This window comes from Pseudoalteromonas sp. S1609, from assembly GCF_005887255.1.
Classification (GTDB): Bacteria; Pseudomonadota; Gammaproteobacteria; order Enterobacterales; family Alteromonadaceae; genus Pseudoalteromonas.
In genome coordinates this window covers 15,042-33,060 of the sequence record NZ_PNDJ01000075.1, presented here as the reverse complement: position 1 = coordinate 33,060, position 18,019 = coordinate 15,042, and the positions used below count along the sequence as shown (strand labels likewise).

Sequence of the window (18,019 nt, the reverse complement as noted above, 5' to 3'; positions counted from 1 at the left end):
CGAATATAAAAAACCACCCATCACAATCGTGATGTTTAAAGGGGAAAATAAAAATGGCTTTTAAAAATGAAGAACAAGCAAAAGCTTATTGGGCAGAAAACATTTCATTACTGTTTAAATTATTAGCAGTATGGTTTGTGGTCTCTTTTGGCTTTGGCATATTATTGGTTGATGTACTTAATGAAGTACGTTTTTTTGGGTTTAAACTTGGCTTCTGGTTCGCCCAGCAAGGCGCGATTTATACCTTTGTGGCTTTGATTTTTGTGTACGTTTTCAAAATGAATACGTTAGATAAAAAATATGGCGTAGACGAATAGGAGCTAGTCAATGGATGTTCAAATACTCACATTTATAATTGTCGGTTTAAGCTTTGCGCTTTATATCGGTATTGCAATTTGGGCTCGAGCTGGGTCCACAAATGAATTCTACGTTGCTGGTGGTGGTGTACCTCCACTAGCCAATGGTATGGCAACTGCTGCGGATTGGATGAGTGCTGCGTCATTCATTTCAATGGCGGGTATTATCTCGTTTGCGGGTTACGACGGAAGTGTTTACTTAATGGGGTGGACCGGTGGTTATGTACTACTGGCTATGTGTTTAGCGCCTTACTTACGTAAATTCGGCAAGTTTACCGTGCCAGACTTTATCGGTGACCGTTACTACTCACGTACTGCGCGTTTAGTGGCTATTTTATGTGCCATCTTTATTTGTTTTACTTACATTGCGGGTCAAATGCGTGGTGTTGGTGTAGTGTTCTCTCGCTTCTTAGAAGTTGAAATTGAAACCGGTGTTTATATCGGTATGATCATTGTTTTCTTCTATGCCGTACTTGGTGGCATGAAAGGTATTACTTACACGCAAGTTGCGCAGTATTGTGTACTGGTATTTGCTTATTTAGTACCGGCTATTTTTATCTCTATGATGGCAACAGGTCACTTTTTTCCACAAACAGGCTTTGGTGCCACGCTAAGTGATGGCTCAGGTATGTATGTACTTGATAAGCTCGATGGTTTAAGTACCGAGCTTGGATTTGGCCAATACACTGAAGGCTCAAAGAGCATGATTGATGTATTTGCAATTACAGGTGCTCTTATGGTGGGTACTGCTGGTTTACCACACGTAATTGTTCGCTTTTTCACAGTACCTCGCGTTAAAGACACACGTATTTCAGCAGCATGGACACTGGTGTTTATTGCTATTGTTTACACAACAGCACCTGCAGTAGCTTCGTTTGCCCGTGTAAACATGATTGATACAATTAATGGTAAAGACGGAAGTGGTACAGCGTATGCAGAGGCACCAGCTTGGATCAAAAACTGGGAACGCACAGGCCTAATCACCTTTAATGATAAAAATGGTGACGGCAAAATGTTCTACACATCAGGTAAAATCACTGACCCTAATAGCGCAAACGAAGTAAATGTTGACCGCGATATTATGGTACTAGCGAATCCTGAAATAGCCGACTTACCAGCCTGGGTTATTGCACTCGTTGCAGCAGGTGGTATTGCCGCGGCACTGTCTACTACAGCGGGCTTACTATTGGTTATTTCAACCTCAGTATCGCACGATTTACTTAAACGGACACTCAAACCGGATATAACCGACAAGCAAGAATTACTTGCAGCGAGGTTGGCAGCAATGATTGCTATTGTAATATCCGCCTACTTTGGGATTAACCCGCCAGGATTTGTGGCCTCGGTTGTTGCCTTTGCCTTCGGCTTAGCGGCGGCGAGCTTCTTCCCTGCAATTATTATGGGTATTTTCTCTAAATCAATGAATAAACATGGTGCAATTGCAGGCATGGTAACGGGTATCACCTTTACTGCTGCATACATCATCTACTTCAAGTTTGTGAGTCCAGAGCTTAATAGCCCTGAAAATTGGTTCTTAGGTATTTCACCTGAAGGGATTGGTTTAGTAGGCATGATCATTAACTTTGCAGTAGCTGCAGGTGTTATGAAAATGACTCAACCGACACCAGTTGAAATTCAAGAAATGGTTGAAGGTATTCGTAATCCTAAAGGGTCTAGTGAAGCGCATGCTCACTAATCCATATATCTAATGATATAACCCATCAAAGCCCGACTTAAGTCGGGCTTTTTATTTGTTTAAATAATGACTACATTAAATAATCGCTATATTAAATAACCATATTTCAGGTTAAGTCGCTTTTTATTGAGGATGATTTATGAGTAGTGAGCAACAGGAAGTCGCGCAGTTTATTAACAAGCAAGCACCATTTTCAATGTTACAGGACAGCGCCTGCAGTTATTTTGTTAACCATCTCGATAGTATTTATTTGACCCGAGAAAACCAAACGCAATGGCTTAACAGTGAACAGCCTAAATTATTTTTAATTCGTTCCGGGTTATACGATTTAGTGGATGCTCAAGGCGATACGGTAACGCGTTTAACTCAAGGTGATTACTTTGGTTACCCCTCGTTACTGACGGGAGATTCAATACAAAACAGTTTAGAAGTACAAAAAGAGGGCATTGTCTATATGCTCGACCAAACGGATTTTGATTACTTACGTCGAGAATATAAAGCATTCGAGCAATACTTTGTTCGTGCTCATGCTAATCGATTGCTGTCATCACATTATAAAAGTAACAACGACAGCTGGTCTGAGCGTAAAATATCAGAGATCATGACTCGCAAAGCGATTACGCTGCCCCCCGATGCCAGCATCCGTCATAGTGCTAAACAAATGCAAGAGCATGGGATTTCATCAATGATGATCACCGAAAATTCGCATCTTGTTGGGGTAGTTACAGATCGGGATTTACGTAACCGAGTGCTTGCTGATGAAGTGGATCCCGCGCAAGCTATCAATAGTATTATGACCAATAAGCCTAAGTTTATATTTGAAAATAACCGCGTATTTTCAGCGCTGCACTTAATGCTTAAGCATAATATTCATCATTTACCTGTGCTTGACGAAAACCACAAACCGCTAGGAATGATCACCAGTACAGACTTACTACGCCAACAAAAAAGCGACCCAGTGCAGCTAATTGGTCGTATTTACAAGGCCCATAATGTGGCTGATTTAAAACGTTACGCGAAAGAAATTCCTGAGTTATTAAAAGGGTTTTCAAATAATATTGATGATATTTCGCTGATCGGAAAGTTACTCAGTGGTTTAACCGATGCGTTGACCTCGCGGCTAATTTTTTTATTTCAACAACACCATGGCGCCGCGCCAACCAGTTTTAGTTTTATTTGTTTTGGCTCTCAAGCGCGCGAAGAGCAAACACTGCATTCAGATCAAGATAATGGCTTGTTATTACCTGATGGTCTAAACGATGAACAGCACGCATATTTTAAACAGATGGGCGAATTTGTTTGTGAAAACTTAGTTGAGTGCGGCATTCGTCGTTGTCCTGGTAACATAATGGCTAGCAGTGATGCATGTCGAATGAGTGTTAGAGATTGGCGGGCGAAGTTTTTAAAGTGGATCACCAGTCCCACACCCCAGGCAATGCTAAACTGTAAAATCTTTTTTGATCTGCGTTTTATTGAAGGCTCAACCACACTCTATAGCCAGTTTTGTGAAGAGTTGACCCATATTTCTCGCAACGATCTTTTTTATGCGGCAATGGCCAGCGATGTTAATGCTAATAGTGCGCCGATTGGTTTATTCAATAACTTTAAAACCGAAAAAACAGAGCAACACCATAAGTACATCGATCTTAAAAAGCGCGGGGTGGTGATCATTAACGATCTAGCGCGACTTTATGCATTAAAAGTAGGCATTCGCCGTGCTAACACCCAAGAGAGGTTGGATGCTTTATTAAAGTATTCACTATTAAGCAAAGAAGATATTTATAATTTAAAAGATTGTTGGCGATTTTTAACTCAGCTTCGGCTGCGCACGCAAATAAACGAAGAAGGGTTACCTAGTAATTGTATTAACCCAGACAAACTCAATTCGTTAGAGCGTCATCAGCTTAAAGAAGCGTTTTACCTAGTAAAACAAGCGCAGCAAGGCGCGGCGTTTAAATTTGCGCGTGGGAGTTTGTAACAATAATGGTTAAGCAGCTTATTACGCGGTACTTAAAGCGTCGCCATTTGCTTGCGCAAAGTGCTTTAAAGCAACGTTATTTAGTGATTGATTTGGAATTAACAGGGCTTGATCCTAAACAACATGAAATTGTCTCGGTTGCTTGGGTACTGATTGATAATCAATGTATCAAGAATAGTCAATCGCAGCATATCGTTAATAAAGAGGTTAAAAGTCTAGAGCAAAGCCCTGTTTTTCACGGCATTAGTACTGACTCGGTGGCACAAGGGCAAAGTCTACAGAGTATTTTAATGTCTTTAAGTGCTCACTTTAGTGACTGCATTTTAGTATTTCATAATGCCATGCTCGACTGGGGCTTTTTAAAGTTAGCAATAAAAAATGCAGGGATCATCCAGCGGCCTAAGCTGATCATCGATACCTTACAAATAGAAAAAAAGCGCTTACTGCAACACGCAAGCGATATAAAATTAGATGATTTAACCTTAAATGAATGCCGTAATCGCTACGATTTACCAAGCTATCATTGCCATCATGCGCTTACCGATGCACAAGCCACTGCTGAGCTGTTATTAGCCCAATGCCATCAAATAGGCGCCGGTAAAGAACTTAAAGTAGGCGATCTAATGTAGGTTGGTTAGAGCGAAACCTAACAATAAAGTATGCACTAAGCTTAATTGCATGCAGTTTACTTTTATTCTTGTTTGTATAATTATGGGAACGCGTATTTGATTAAAAATTCAAGGAACGAATATGAAACTTATCACCGCTATTTTTATTATCTTATGCCTTCTTATTACTTTTGCTAATTCAAGCGTGCCAACTAATCGTCATATTTCTGTACATGGCACAGCTGAGGTATTAGTTGAGCCAGATATGGCTCAAATTATATTTGAAGTAAAAAGCATTGAAGATACATTACTTGAAGCTAAGCGAGACCTTGATGGCCGGATCAGCGTGTTACTTGAAGAATTAGATAAATATGATTTTGGCCAAGGCGATGTTCATATATCGGGTTTAAAAAGCAAGGTATACACTAAGGTTGGTACAGAATCAGGGATTGCTTTAAGCGATAATTATTTAGCTCTGAAAACAGTTAAAGTCACATTGAAAGATATTAAAAAAGTCGATGAATTTATTGATTTTGCTCAACGCTTACAAATAGACAATATCAAAAAAATTAATGGTTTATCCTCCAAGGCCACGCAGTTAGAGGCAGAGGCGACACAATTAGCAATTGATAACGCAAAAGCGAAGGGAAATAAGCTCGCTTAGTCTTTTGGTGCTGAACTTGGCAACGTTTATAGTATTAGTGCAAATTCTAGTAGCTCAGATTACGACGCGAGCGGTGTTAAGCACATTATTTTATCCAGCCACAGAAATAGCATGGCTGCTAGAAATAACGAGAACCCATTTACGCAGCAGCAATATTTAGGTGCAAGAATAAGCGTTAAAGCATCAATAAACGTGGTGTTTGATTTAAAACTAAAATAGCAAATATCGCAAAGCCGAGTTAAAAGTAAAAGCGCATTGCGTGTTGATTATGGCGTTAATTTAAAGTTTCTAATGCTTGGCTCTTATAATCGCAGGCAAGGTCGATTACAATACCGCCATCTAAAAGGCGACGCTGCCTTTCTCTGTACGTAACTAGAGTGGATTTTATATTTCATGGCAATCAAACTTGCAATTAATGGTTTTGGTCGTATTGGTCGAAATATTGTCCGTGCACTATACGAATCAGGCTTAAGCGACGAGATCAAAATTGTTGCAATTAACGAACTAGCCGACCCTGAAGCTATTGCCCATTTATTAAAATACGACACCTCTCATGGTCGTTTTACTTTTCCAGTTAAACTAGGTGAAGACACTATCAGCGTTGCTGATGACACCATTGCGTTATTTTGTGAAGAAAATCCAGTTGAATTACCGTGGCAAACGCTAGGTGTTGACGTGGTACTTGAATGTACCGGCGTGTATCACTCACGTGAGCATGCACAGTTACATATTGCCGCAGGTGCTAAAAAAGTGTTGTTTTCGCACCCTGCTGATAACGATGTAGATGCGACTATTGTGTATGGCATAAACGACGATGAGTTGAAAAACGAGCATACTATCGTCTCTAATGGTTCGTGTACCACCAACTGCGTTGTTCCTGTTATTAAAGTACTCGATGATGCCTTTGGTATTGAGTCTGGCGCTATTACAACTATTCATGCGTCAATGAACGATCAGCAAGTGATTGATGCGTATCACCATGATTTACGCCGAACTCGTGCCGCCAGCCAATCTATTATTCCGGTAGACACAAAATTAGCCCGTGGTATCGACCGTATTTTACCTAAATTTAAAGGCCGCTTTGAGGCTATTGCCGTTCGTGTACCGACTATTAATGTGACCGCCATGGATTTAAGTGTCACGGTAAATACCGATGTAGATTTAAGTGCGGTTAATAGTGCGCTTAAAGCACAAGCTAAAGATAGGCTTGAGGGTATTTTAAGTTACACCGAAGAGCCGCTGGTATCGGTTGATTTTAACCACGATCCCCATTCTTGTATTATTGATGGCACACAGACACGTGTTAGTCATAAACGGCTGATAAAATTACTAGTTTGGTGTGATAATGAGTGGGGGTTTGCGAATCGCATGCTTGATACCGCTCGTGCTATGATGGCATTTAAGTAATATTTAAAACGTATTTATTGGTTTAGTATCGTTAACTAAGGAGATGTTCATGTCGGTCATAAAAATGGCAGATTTAGATTTAAACGGCAAGCGTGTATTAATTCGTGAAGATTTAAATGTACCCGTTAAAGCAGGTAAAGTGACGTCAGACGCACGTATTCGTGCTGCACTACCTACTATCAAACTTGCGCTAGAAAAAGGTGCAAAAGTGATGGTTATGTCACACCTAGGCCGTCCTACGGAAGGGCAATACGAAGACGAATTTTCATTAGCACCCGTTGTTGATTACTTAAATGATGCACTTGAGCAAACTGTTCGCCTAGAAAAAGATTACTTAAACGGCGTTGATGTTGCAGATAGCGAAGTGGTTGTTTTTGAAAACGTACGTTTTAACAAAGGCGAGAAAAAAGACGACGAAGCCCTATCAAAGCAACTAGCTGCATTATGTGATGTTTACGTAATGGATGCCTTTGGTACTGCACATCGCGCACAAGCTTCAACCCATGGTGTGGGTCTGTTTGCTGATGTAGCGTGTGCTGGTCCATTATTATCGGCTGAACTAGACGCATTAGGTAAAGCACTTGATAACCCAGCCCGTCCGTTAGTGGCGATTGTGGGTGGCTCTAAAGTATCCACTAAGTTAACGGTACTTGATTCGTTATCTAAAATTGTTGATCAGCTTGTTACCGGTGGCGGTATTGCCAATACCTTTATTGCAGCTGCTGGCCATCCTGTAGGTAAGTCACTTTATGAGGCTGATTTAATGGATGAAGCAAATCGTTTATGCGCTGCAGCGAAAGCCAACGATGGCGAAATACCGGTACCCACAGATGTTGTTGTAGGTAATGAGTTTTCAGAGTCAGCTGTAGCAACACTTAAAGATGTAAGTGAAGTCACCAGCGACGATATGATTTTTGATATTGGCCCTGATACTGCTAATCAACTTGCAAAAATTATTGCTAATGCGGGCACGGTTGTATGGAATGGCCCAGTGGGTGTGTTTGAGTTTGATCAATTTGGTAATGGTACACGTGCCATTGCAAAAGCGATTGCTGATTCGAAAGCATTTTCTATTGCAGGTGGTGGTGACACCCTAGCGGCAATTGATAAGTACGGCATTAGTGATAAAGTATCGTATATTTCTACAGGTGGTGGTGCGTTCTTAGAGTTTTTAGAAGGCAAAAAATTACCTGCAGTTGCAATGCTAGAATCACGCGCTAAATAATACCTTTGGGTATTAGCTAGCCGTAAAGCAGATGTGCTTATCCCACATCTGCTACAATTAACGAGTAAATACCTCTCACTTTTATTTAGTCGTTAATAATATGAATTTTAGGCCATTTGCCTTTTAATTCATGGCGCAGTGATTGCGCCAAACTAACAAATCCGTTCAAACTAGGTAGTAAAATAACTACCGATAAATTGGAGAATACCCAATGGCTTTAATCAGTATGCGACAACTTCTTGATCATGGTGCAGAGCATGGTTACGGTGTACCCGCGTTTAATGTAAATAACCAAGAGCAAATGCGTGCAATTATGGAAGCGGCTGATAAAACAAACAGCCCTGTTATTGTGCAAGGTTCTGCGGGCGCACGTGCGTATGCCGGTGCACCTTTTATTCGTCATATGATTTTAGCGGCAGTTGAAGAATGGCCACATATTCCAGTGGTTATGCATCAGGATCACGGTACATCACCGGGTGTATGTCAGCGTTCAATTCAGCTAGGATTTTCATCAGTAATGATGGATGGCTCATTAATGAGCGATGGTAAAACACCTTCAAGCTACGATTACAACGTTGATGTAACACGTAAAACAGTTGAAATGGCGCATGCGTGTGGCGTATCTGTAGAGGGTGAGCTAGGTGTATTAGGTTCACTTGAAACTGGTGAAGCGGGTGAAGAAGATGGTGTTGGCGCTGAGGGTAAACTTACCACTGAGCAAATGCTAACAAATCCAGAAGAAGCGGCAGACTTTGTAAATAAAACCCATGTTGATGCGCTGGCTATTGCCTGTGGTACATCACACGGTGCCTACAAATTTACGCGTCCACCAACCGACGACATTTTAGCAATTGATCGTATTAAAGAAATTCATGCGCGTATACCAAACACGCATTTAGTAATGCATGGTTCGTCTTCAGTACCACAAGAGTGGTTAGAGGTGATCAACCAATACGGTGGTGAGATCCCAGAAACTTACGGCGTGCCAGTAGAGCAAATTGTTGAAGGTATTAAATACGGTGTGCGTAAGGTAAACATTGATACTGACTTACGTTTAGCGTCTACCGGTGCAATCCGTCGTCATTTAGCAATGAACCCGTCTAACTTCGACCCACGTAAGTTCTTAGCCGCTGCAACGCAAGCGATGACTGATATTTGTATTGCCCGTTACGAAGCGTTTGGTACTGCAGGTCAAGCAAGTAAAATTAAGCCAATTTCGTTAGATGAAATGCACCTTAAATACTTAAGCGGTGAGCTAAACCCAAAAATAAAATAATGAGCCAATAATAGCGATACTCTCGCGCTCATTATAAAAGCCAGTTGCCTATGCACTGGCTTTTTTGATCTGTGGGGGATCAGTATTTTACCTAGTTATTAATTTGGGATCACTCGATTACTAACTTGTCATATCTGGGATCATTACTTTACTAACTAAAGCGCTAAAATGGGCATGTTTTAGTCATTTAGGCATCGTAAAGCGCAATGGTAGAATGAAAATTATACAAAAAATCATTGGTTTAGCTTTAGTAGTGGGTAAAATAGTGATCCGCAAAGGGATCGGCTTGATAAAACTCTGATCCTGATATTTAAGATCTTAATAAAGCTGATCTAAATAGTGTCGTGGCGCAGTCAGCTTTTATGATCAGACTAAAAATATAGTTGTTAAAACTCGTCGCTTAGTAATTTGATGATCTCATAAATAATATAAAAACTACGCGCAATTATTAAGCTATTAACACCTCAAACCGCTTTTTTATTACTGCTCAAGATGATAAAAATATGACAAATTCTATTTTTTGTCACTATTTTGTGTTTTTTTTACACTCATTTTAATTTAGACGTTACACTTTAATAAAAATGTCATACTTAGTCATAATAATGAAACCTACTCAATAGCCTAAGAGATAAATTGGAATGTCACGTAAAGTATTAGTCGTTGATGACGAAGCACCTATCAGGGAAATGTTGGTTTTTGTTTTAGAACAAAATGGGTTTCAAGCCATTGAGGCAGAAGATTATGATTCTGCAATATCTGCAATGGTTGAACCTTATCCAGATATGGTGTTACTCGATTGGATGCTACCTGGCGGTAGTGGAATTCAAATCGCTAAAAAATTCAAGCAAAATGAACACACACGCCAAATTCCTATCATTATGCTGACAGCCCGCGGCGAAGAAGAAGATAAAATACGCGGTTTAGAAGTCGGTGCTGATGATTACGTTACAAAACCGTTCTCACCTAAAGAGTTAATGGCGCGTATTAAAGCGGTTATTCGTCGTGTTGCTCCTACCTCACTTGAAGAGGCGATTGAAGTACATGGCTTACGTTTAGATCCTATTTCGCATCGTGTGACCTCAGGTGGCAGTGAGCTAGATATGGGGCCAACGGAATTTAGACTGTTACACTTTTTTATGACCCACCCTGAGCGTGTATATAGCCGAGAGCAATTACTTGATCATGTATGGGGTACTAACGTTTATGTTGAAGATAGAACTGTAGATGTTCATATCCGTCGCCTGCGTAAGGCAATTGCTACGCTTGGGCATGACCGCTTAGTACAAACAGTTCGCGGTGCTGGTTATCGCTTTTCGAGTAAATTATAAGTTTACTTCGTAAGTCACAATCTATTAACCTAGCACAGTCAAATCATCTGCTAGCGTTTATAAGGTAAAGAGCGTGTATGTATCGAGTTATTAACAAGCAGGCGTTAACTAAACGGCTGTTTGTCTATTTTATACCTTTGCTTTTAATTGGGGTGCTCATTGGTGCCCCATTTTTGATGTTGTTTTTGGGCGCTTTTTCGCTACTTATGTGGCATTACCATCAGCTTTATCGCTTAAGTGACTGGCTGCATGATCAACGCAGTTTTAACCCGCCTGAAGGGGAAGGGTCTTGGGAGCAAGTATTTGAAGGTATTTACCAGCTGCAACACCGCAATCGTAAAAAACGTAATGAGCTGGCAGAGCTAATACGGCGTTTTCGTGACGGCGCTGAGGCCGTACCCGATGCCGTTGTTGTGCTACAAAACGACTTATCAATTGTGTGGTGTAATCAACTTGCACTCAAAGTGTTAGGGTTACAGTGGCCGGTTGATCATGGTCAGCGTTTAGATAACTTAATTCGCGATCCTAAATTTGCTAAATATATGCGTCGTAAAGAGTTTAGCGATGCTCTGGAGCTTGAAAGTGGCCACAGTGTTGAGCAAGTTCTTGAATTTAGGGTTATGCCCTATGCCAATACACAGTTGTTGGTAGTGGTACGCGATGTTACTCGCTTAAAGCAACTTGAGCAGATGCGTAAAGACTTTGTAGCAAACGTCTCTCATGAGCTCAGAACCCCTTTAACTGTTGTTACCGGCTACCTTGAAATGCTCGATAGTGATTCACTTCCCCCGCCTGCAATGTGGAATAAAGCACAAACTACTATGCTAGAGCAATGTAAGCGTATGGATAGCTTGGTGAATCAGCTGTTGTCGTTATCGCGCATCGAAGGGGGAAAGCAACACAGTAATGACAAAGCGGTGAATGTGCCACGATTATTAAACTTAATTGAAACAGAAGCGCAATCTATCAATCAAGACAAAGGCCATCAACTTATTTTTAAGATTGATGCATCGCTTGATATTACCGGTGCTGAGGATGAACTTAGAAGTGCCTTTTCAAATTTAGTATTTAATGCCATTCATTATACTAAACCAGGCGGTAAAATTGAGGTACTTTGGCAGCGCAACAATGAACAAGCATGTTTTAGTGTGACCGATAATGGTGATGGTATTGCACCTGAGCATATTAACCGGTTAACTGAGCGTTTTTATCGAGTAGATAAAGCCAGAAGCCGCACCACAGGTGGTTCAGGCTTAGGCTTAGCTATTACCAAGCATGTGCTTACTCGCCATGGTAGTCAATTAAAAATTCACAGCGAGCTGGGTAAAGGTTCTTGTTTTTCTTTCGCGTTTTCAAGCGATAGACTTATCGTTATTTCGCCATTAGTAGCAAGCAATATAGGTAGTCATAAAAGTGTCATTTAAGAGTCACACCATTGTCATGTACTCACTTTAGAGTGAACCGCAGTTAGGAAATGGGACGAACAAATTGGAGAACCCCAAAATGAAATTTAAAAACTTAGTTGCCGCAATGGGTGTGGCTGTTACAACATTTGTATCTGCACAAGCGGTTGCATTAGAAGACGGTATTCCTGAGTATCAAAAAATTAGCGGTGTATCAGGTAACTTTTCATCAGTAGGGTCTGACACATTAGCCAACATGATGACCTTTTGGGCTGAAGAATATAAGCGTATTTACCCAAATGTAAATATTCAAATTCAAGCGGCAGGTTCGTCTACTGCGCCACCAGCACTAACTGAAGGTACGGCTAACTTAGGTCCAATGAGCCGTGCAATGAAGTCAAAAGAGATTGAAGCATTTGAAAAGCGTCATGGCTACAAACCAACACAAGTGCGAGTAGCAATTGATGCGTTGGCAGTATTTGTACACAAAGATAACCCAATCGAAGGACTACGCATTGACCAAATCGATGCTATTTTCTCATCAACTCGTAAATGTGGTGCATCAGAGCAAGTAAATCGCTGGAGTGATGTTGGTCTAGAAGGTGATTGGGCTGCAAAAGACGTGCAATTATACGGACGTAACTCAGTATCAGGTACTTACGGTTACTTTAAAAAGAAAGCGCTATGTAAAGGTGATTTCCGTAATAACGTGAACGAGCAACCGGGTTCGGCTTCTGTTGTACAGTCAATTTCAGCGTCATTAAATGCGATTGGTTACTCTGGCATTGGTTATAAAACATCGGGTGTGCGTACTGTTCCGTTATCTAAAAAAGGCACTAACTTTGTTGATGCCACGCTTGAAAACGTAGCACAAGGTAAATACCCACTATCACGTTTTTTATATGTTTATGTAAATAAACACCCAAATAAGCCACTTGGGCCAGTTGAAGCTGAGTTCTTAAAGATGGTACTTTCTCAAGACGGTCAAAAAATTGTAGAAAAGGATGGCTATGTACCACTTTCTGCAAAGTTAGTTGAACTAGAGCTTAAAAAGTTAGGCTTGAAATAAGCAGCCAAAGCAAATAATAAAAAACCGCTCATTGAGCGGTTTTTTTGTTTTACTTAAGATTATTTAGTTTGTTGCTTTACCTAAGTTTTCAGCTTGTACTTTGCATTGATTGTAAGCCTCAATACATTTTGATGAACAAACCTGCGATTTAAGACTATCGGTGGTTGTTTGCTGTTCGCAGCTGGTTTCACATTGATAACTTTGTTGAGCACACTGATTAAGTGCTGGATTACCCGGCTGGCTCTGGCAGCCAGCAATAACTGCAAACGAAAAAGCCACGAGGCTAGTTTTAAAAAAAGTTTTCATGCTTATCCTTAAAATGAGGCCACACCAGTATTAAACTTCAACCTGAATATTGTCGATTAATCTAACACTACCTAAAAAGGCGGCAGCTAAAATTACAAATCGTGTATCTTCGAGTGTAGCAGCTTTTAATGTATCTCGTTGAGCTATCGAAAAATAATCTGGTTTTAGGCCTGCGTTTTCTAATGCGTTCTTTGCTTCACTTTCCAATGTAGCAAAGTCTTTATTACCGCTTTTTATTTGCTGCGCACAATGCTTTAAGGTATTAAATAAAGCAGGAGCGGTTTGTTTTTCATCACTTGATAAGTACCCATTACGCGAGCTCATGGCAAGGCCGCTAACTTCACGCATGGTAGGTACACCAATAATTTCTACTGGTATTGATAAGTCAGTAGCCATGGTTTTAACAACTTGTAGCTGCTGAAAATCTTTTTCACCAAAACAAGCATAATCAGGCTGTACTAAATTAAATAGCTTAGTAACAACAGTCGCTACGCCTTTAAAGTGGCCTGGGCGTGAACCACCACAATATCCCATTGAAATACCAGGCACATCAACAAAGCTTTGCGCGCCTAAACCATTAGGGTAAATAGTCTCAACACTGGGGATAAACAAAATGTCTGTTTCAAGATCAGCTAACCCTTGCTTATCAGCATCTAGAGTACGCGGATAACTGTCTAAATCTTCGTTAGCACCAAATTGCATTGGGTTAACAAAAATGCTCACGACCACTTTATCGGCCAGTGTTTTAGCTTTTTCTACCAGTGAAAAATGACCACGGTGTAAGTTGCCCATAGTAGGAACAAATGCCACGCTTAAACCGGCTTGGCGCCAGGTTCTAATTTGACTGCGTAATGATTTTATTTCAGTGATTGACTGCATTATTTAAACTCGTGTTCAGCGCTTGGGAATACGCCGCTTTTGACATCGTTACAATACTTTATAACTGCAGCAGGCATATTGCCTGTTTCGAGTAAAAAGTTTTTTGAAAATTTAGGAATATAACCTGCAGAAATGCCCACCAAGTCGTGCATAACCAAAATTTGACCATCGGTTACATTACCCGCACCAATCCCGATTGTAGGGATGCTCAATGACTCTGTAACGCGTTTTGCTAAGGCACTTGGAATACATTCAAGTACCAGTAGTTGAGCACCTGCGGCTTCTAATGCTTTTGCATCGGCAATAATTTTTTGCGCTTGCGCTTCTTCACGCCCTTGGATTTTAAAACCACCGAATACATGCACAGACTGTGGTGTAAGCCCCAAATGGCCACACACTGGAATACCTTGTTGGGTGAGTGATTTAATGCTGTCATGTAGCCATTCACCGCCTTCAAGTTTGACCATATTAGCACCTGCACGCATCAGCTCTGCAGCATTTTTACACGCATCATTTGGGTTTGCGTAGGTCATAAACGGTAAGTCAGCTATAACAAATAAATCACGGCTTCCTGCGCGCACACAGCGAGTATGGTAGGCAATTTCTTGGTTTGTAACCGCTAAGGTATCATCGCCACCTTGTAATACCATACCCAAAGAATCACCAACTAAAACAACATCAACGCCGTTATCATGAAATAACTTAGCAAAACTAGCATCGTAAGCTGTTAACGCAGTGATTTTATTACTTTCAGCCTTCATTTTATTCAAAGTTGAAACGGTTATTTTAGACATAATATTCTCGCAGACAATGGCCTTAATTAATTACCGTGGTAATTGTTGTAAGTCGTTAAGCGGTAGGGTATTTGCTATCTGTTGGATAGATGCGCCGCTAGGTAAAATCAGTTCTGGTGCAATTTCTTGCAGTGGGTAAACAACAAATTCTCGCTCAGTTAATCCGTAATGAGGCACGGTTAAACGTTCGGTATTTAAAATGTGTTCACCAAATAATAAAATATCAATATCCAATGTGCGTGCGCCCCAGCGCTCAGCCTTTCTGACTCGCCCATGTTCCAGCTCAATGGCTTGGGTTAAATCAAGTAGTTGCTCTGGCTCAAGTAAAGTGTTGATACAGGCGACAGCATTCACATAATCGGGTTGATTTTGTGGTCCCATAGGCTTGCTCGCATAATAATGCGAGCAGGCTATAAACTCGCTGCTTGGCAAGCTTTTAAGTGCAATAACAGCGTTATCAAGTTGTTTTTTAGGGCTGTTAAGGTTTGCACCTAACCCCAAATAGACACGTTGCATTATTTACTCAGCTGGCTTTTTAGTAGTACGACGACGAGGTCGCTTGCGTGGCTTTGGGCCACCTTGATGACCAAGCTCTCGCACCATTTCTTTTTGGCCATTAATATCTTGACCTAAGTACTGTGTCCACCACTGTGCCAGCTCTGTATGCTCAGTTTCACCAGCATCAACACGCAATAGTAAAAAATCATAAGCGGCTTTAAAGCGCGGTTGCTGTGTTAAACGATAGGCACGCTGGCCAGCACGTTTATCTAAGCGTTGTTGAATATGCCAAATATCACGGGCACCTAACGTAAAGCGTTTTGGTACGGCAATATGTTGGGCATTCTCACTCAGTACTTTATTAATTGCTTGAGCAAATGCATCGTATTCTGATAGTTGCTCTTGGCGTCTAATTTTTTCAGTACGCTCAATCAGCGGGAACCACAGTAATGCTGCAAATACGAATGCAGGAGTGACTTTTTTATCTGCATTAATACGGATATCAGTGTTGGCAAACATTTGCTTTATGAAGGTTTCTTCAAGTCCGCCAGGGTTTTTATTTAAAATACAGTCTAGCTCAGGAAATAACGACTTAAATAAACCGTACTGACGCAGCATTATAAAGTTTTGCTGTGCTTTGCCGTTTAAAAATAGCTTGAGTATTTCTTCAAATAAACGCGCTGGCGGAATATTATCAAGCAAGCTCGCTAATTCGGTAATCGGCTTTTCGCTTGCTGGCGCTATTTGCATATCTAACTTGGTGGCAAAGCGCACTGCGCGAAGCATACGTACCGGATCTTCACGGTAGCGTGTTTCAGGATCGCCAATTAATTCTATTTGTTTTGCTTTGATAGCGGCTAAGCCATTTGCGTAATCGTAAACACAAAAATCATTAATCGAGTAGTATAAAGCGTTGATTGAAAAATCACGGCGTTCTGCATCTTCTTCAATGCTACCAAATACGTTATCGCGAAGAAGTTGCCCATGTTCACTTGACTGGCTAATTTGATTTTTATCTTCTTGTGCTTCGTGATGGCCGCGCATTGTGGCCACTTCAATAATCTCACGGCCAAAAACAATGTGCGCCAAACGAAAGCGGCGACCAATTAAGCGACAGTTACGAAACAGTTTTTTTACTTGCTCAGGGGTAGCATTGGTTACAACATCAAAATCTTTAGGTTGTTGGCCTAACAATACATCGCGAATGCAACCACCAACTAAGTAAGCATCATAGCCACCATCTTTTAGGCGGTAGAGTACTTTGATTGCATTTGGGCTAAATTGTTTACGAGAAATACCATGCTCACCTCTAGGGATCACTAACGGCTCACTGCTGATTGCGACATTTTCGTTATTGGCACTTGGGCCGATAATTTGTCGACAAAATTGAAAAAGCTTGGAAATAATAGTCTGTCTCCTAGAGAAGCGGTTGATTTGCTCGCCATTGCAATCAAAATCACAGCAAGTATTCGCTTAAAGCGTTATTTTTACTGTTTAATGTAATTAGCATATATTTAGGCGGCTATCATATACCAGCAAGGTAAAAAAATTAAGTTGCAGCACTGAAATTAAGCCATTTTTAACGATTTTATTTGAATTAATCACACGTAATACGTAAAGGGAGGTTAAATCTGTATTTCACGCTTAGCAGGAACAAGGCTTAAGTTAAAATGCGCCACGCCCCAAGCGAGTAATTGTTCTGTGTTTAAATCCATTAGTTGCTCATGTATTGGCAAGCCTAAAAATTCGAATACAGCTATTAAAGTGGGCTTTGGATTTTGTTTGCAAATTGCAGGGGCGTAATTTTGCTTAGACAGTTTAAACCCTGGTTTTGCTACAGCCAAAGGCAAATGAGCAAACTCTGGAATAGGGCAATTTAGCTGTTTAAATAAGCTAATTTGACGCGCAGTCGGTTCAATTAAATCAGCGCCTCGCACAATACGATTAATCCCCTGCTCAATGTCATCAATAACCACCACCAGTTGATAGGCAAATAAACCATCGCTGCGTTTTATTATGTAATCTTCATGAGCGAGAGCTGGGTCCACGTCAATATGCCCTTGAATAAGGTCTTTATAATCAACGGTTGCATAGCATTGAGTTAAACGTAGGGCATGACCTTGTTCACTTAGTTGGCTGTGTTTACATTGCCCTTGATAAATGCCGCCGAGGGCTTTTATTTGCTTACGAGAGCACTGGCAGGCATAAACAAGCTGTTGTTGTGACAGAGCGTGAACGGCATCTTGATAAATAGTAAGACGCTGTGTTTGGTACACAACGTTTTCATCCCAATTGAGGTTATAGGCGTCTAAGGTATTTAGGATATCGGTGGCGGCGCCTTTTACAACGCGAGTGGTGTCTATATCTTCAATGCGAACTAACCACTTTCCTTGGTTCGCTTTTGCATCTAGGTAGCTACCTACAGCCGCCACAAGTGAGCCAAAATGTAACGGTCCGGAAGGGGACGGTGCAAATCGGCCGCGATAGTTAGATACTTGCGCAGTAACGGCTGTAGAAGACATGGCTATACTT

The 18,019-nt window shown here is 40.9% G+C and carries 16 protein-coding genes and 1 pseudogene; 11 read left to right on the top strand and 6 right to left on the bottom strand.

The window, feature by feature from the left end; all coding sequences use genetic code 11:
• Positions 1-53: 53 nt before the first annotated feature.
• From CWB76_RS17035 to CWB76_RS16985, 11 genes and pseudogenes are all read left to right on the top strand, one after another.
• Entirely contained in the window at positions 54-317 is a 264-nt protein-coding gene (locus tag CWB76_RS17035; protein WP_008464847.1) for a DUF4212 domain-containing protein, read from the top strand.
• Positions 318-327: 10 nt separating this feature from the next.
• A complete protein-coding gene (locus CWB76_RS17030) occupies positions 328-2,052 on the top strand; it encodes a sodium:solute symporter family protein (RefSeq protein WP_109874178.1) in 1,725 nt (574 codons plus the stop codon).
• Between the two features lie 139 nt (positions 2,053-2,191).
• Positions 2,192-4,030, top strand: coding sequence for a DUF294 nucleotidyltransferase-like domain-containing protein (locus CWB76_RS17025; protein WP_138609188.1), 1,839 nt, complete (start codon positions 2,192-2,194; stop codon positions 4,028-4,030).
• 5 nt (positions 4,031-4,035) lie between these two features.
• Positions 4,036-4,659, top strand: coding sequence for a 3'-5' exonuclease (locus tag CWB76_RS17020; protein WP_138609187.1), 624 nt, complete (start codon positions 4,036-4,038; stop codon positions 4,657-4,659).
• 121 nt (positions 4,660-4,780) lie between these two features.
• Positions 4,781-5,521, top strand: a pseudogene (locus CWB76_RS17015) (SIMPL domain-containing protein).
• Positions 5,522-5,695: 174 nt separating this feature from the next.
• Positions 5,696-6,709 carry an erythrose-4-phosphate dehydrogenase gene (gene epd / locus CWB76_RS17010; RefSeq protein WP_138609185.1) on the top strand — a complete coding sequence of 338 codons (1,014 nt, stop codon included), beginning with the start codon at positions 5,696-5,698 and terminating at the stop codon, positions 6,707-6,709.
• Positions 6,710-6,758: 49 nt separating this feature from the next.
• Complete coding sequence (locus CWB76_RS17005; protein ID WP_138609184.1) at positions 6,759-7,934, top strand: phosphoglycerate kinase; 1,176 nt, start codon at positions 6,759-6,761, stop codon at positions 7,932-7,934.
• Positions 7,935-8,145: 211 nt separating this feature from the next.
• Positions 8,146-9,210, top strand: a complete 1,065-nt coding sequence (gene fba / locus CWB76_RS17000; protein ID WP_138609182.1) for a class II fructose-bisphosphate aldolase — start codon at positions 8,146-8,148, stop codon at positions 9,208-9,210.
• A gap of 638 nt (positions 9,211-9,848) precedes the next feature.
• A complete protein-coding gene (phoB, locus tag CWB76_RS16995; protein ID WP_008111196.1) occupies positions 9,849-10,538 on the top strand; it encodes a phosphate regulon transcriptional regulator PhoB in 690 nt (229 codons plus the stop codon).
• Between the two features lie 77 nt (positions 10,539-10,615).
• A complete protein-coding gene (phoR, locus tag CWB76_RS16990) occupies positions 10,616-11,962 on the top strand; it encodes a phosphate regulon sensor histidine kinase PhoR (RefSeq protein WP_138609180.1) in 1,347 nt (448 codons plus the stop codon).
• Positions 11,963-12,041: 79 nt separating this feature from the next.
• Entirely contained in the window at positions 12,042-13,010 is a 969-nt protein-coding gene (locus CWB76_RS16985; protein ID WP_010387635.1) for a PstS family phosphate ABC transporter substrate-binding protein, read from the top strand.
• 63 nt (positions 13,011-13,073) lie between these two features.
• Here the strand turns inward: CWB76_RS16985 and CWB76_RS16980 are convergent, their stop codons facing one another.
• The 6 genes from CWB76_RS16980 to gluQRS form a co-directional block, all read right to left on the bottom strand.
• Positions 13,074-13,316, bottom strand: a complete 243-nt coding sequence (locus CWB76_RS16980; RefSeq protein WP_138609178.1) for a hypothetical protein — start codon at positions 13,314-13,316, stop codon at positions 13,074-13,076.
• Positions 13,317-13,346: 30 nt separating this feature from the next.
• Entirely contained in the window at positions 13,347-14,195 is an 849-nt protein-coding gene (gene panC, locus CWB76_RS16975; protein WP_138609176.1) for a pantoate--beta-alanine ligase, read from the bottom strand.
• Positions 14,195-14,989 (bottom strand): 3-methyl-2-oxobutanoate hydroxymethyltransferase, encoded by a 795-nt coding sequence (panB, locus tag CWB76_RS16970; protein WP_138609174.1) that lies wholly within the window; start codon positions 14,987-14,989, stop codon positions 14,195-14,197. Before panB ends, panC begins: the two co-directional genes overlap by 1 nt.
• Before the next feature lie 30 nt (positions 14,990-15,019).
• Entirely contained in the window at positions 15,020-15,505 is a 486-nt protein-coding gene (gene folK / locus CWB76_RS16965) for a 2-amino-4-hydroxy-6-hydroxymethyldihydropteridine diphosphokinase (protein ID WP_138609173.1), read from the bottom strand.
• Between the two features lie 3 nt (positions 15,506-15,508).
• The gene (gene pcnB, locus CWB76_RS16960) at positions 15,509-16,807 is read right to left on the bottom strand and encodes a polynucleotide adenylyltransferase PcnB (RefSeq protein WP_138609172.1); all 1,299 of its coding nucleotides are present in this window, start codon (positions 16,805-16,807) and stop codon (positions 15,509-15,511) included.
• Positions 16,808-17,112: 305 nt separating this feature from the next.
• A complete protein-coding gene (gene gluQRS, locus CWB76_RS16955) occupies positions 17,113-18,009 on the bottom strand; it encodes a tRNA glutamyl-Q(34) synthetase GluQRS (RefSeq protein WP_138609170.1) in 897 nt (298 codons plus the stop codon).
• Between the last annotated feature and the right edge of the window lie 10 nt (positions 18,010-18,019).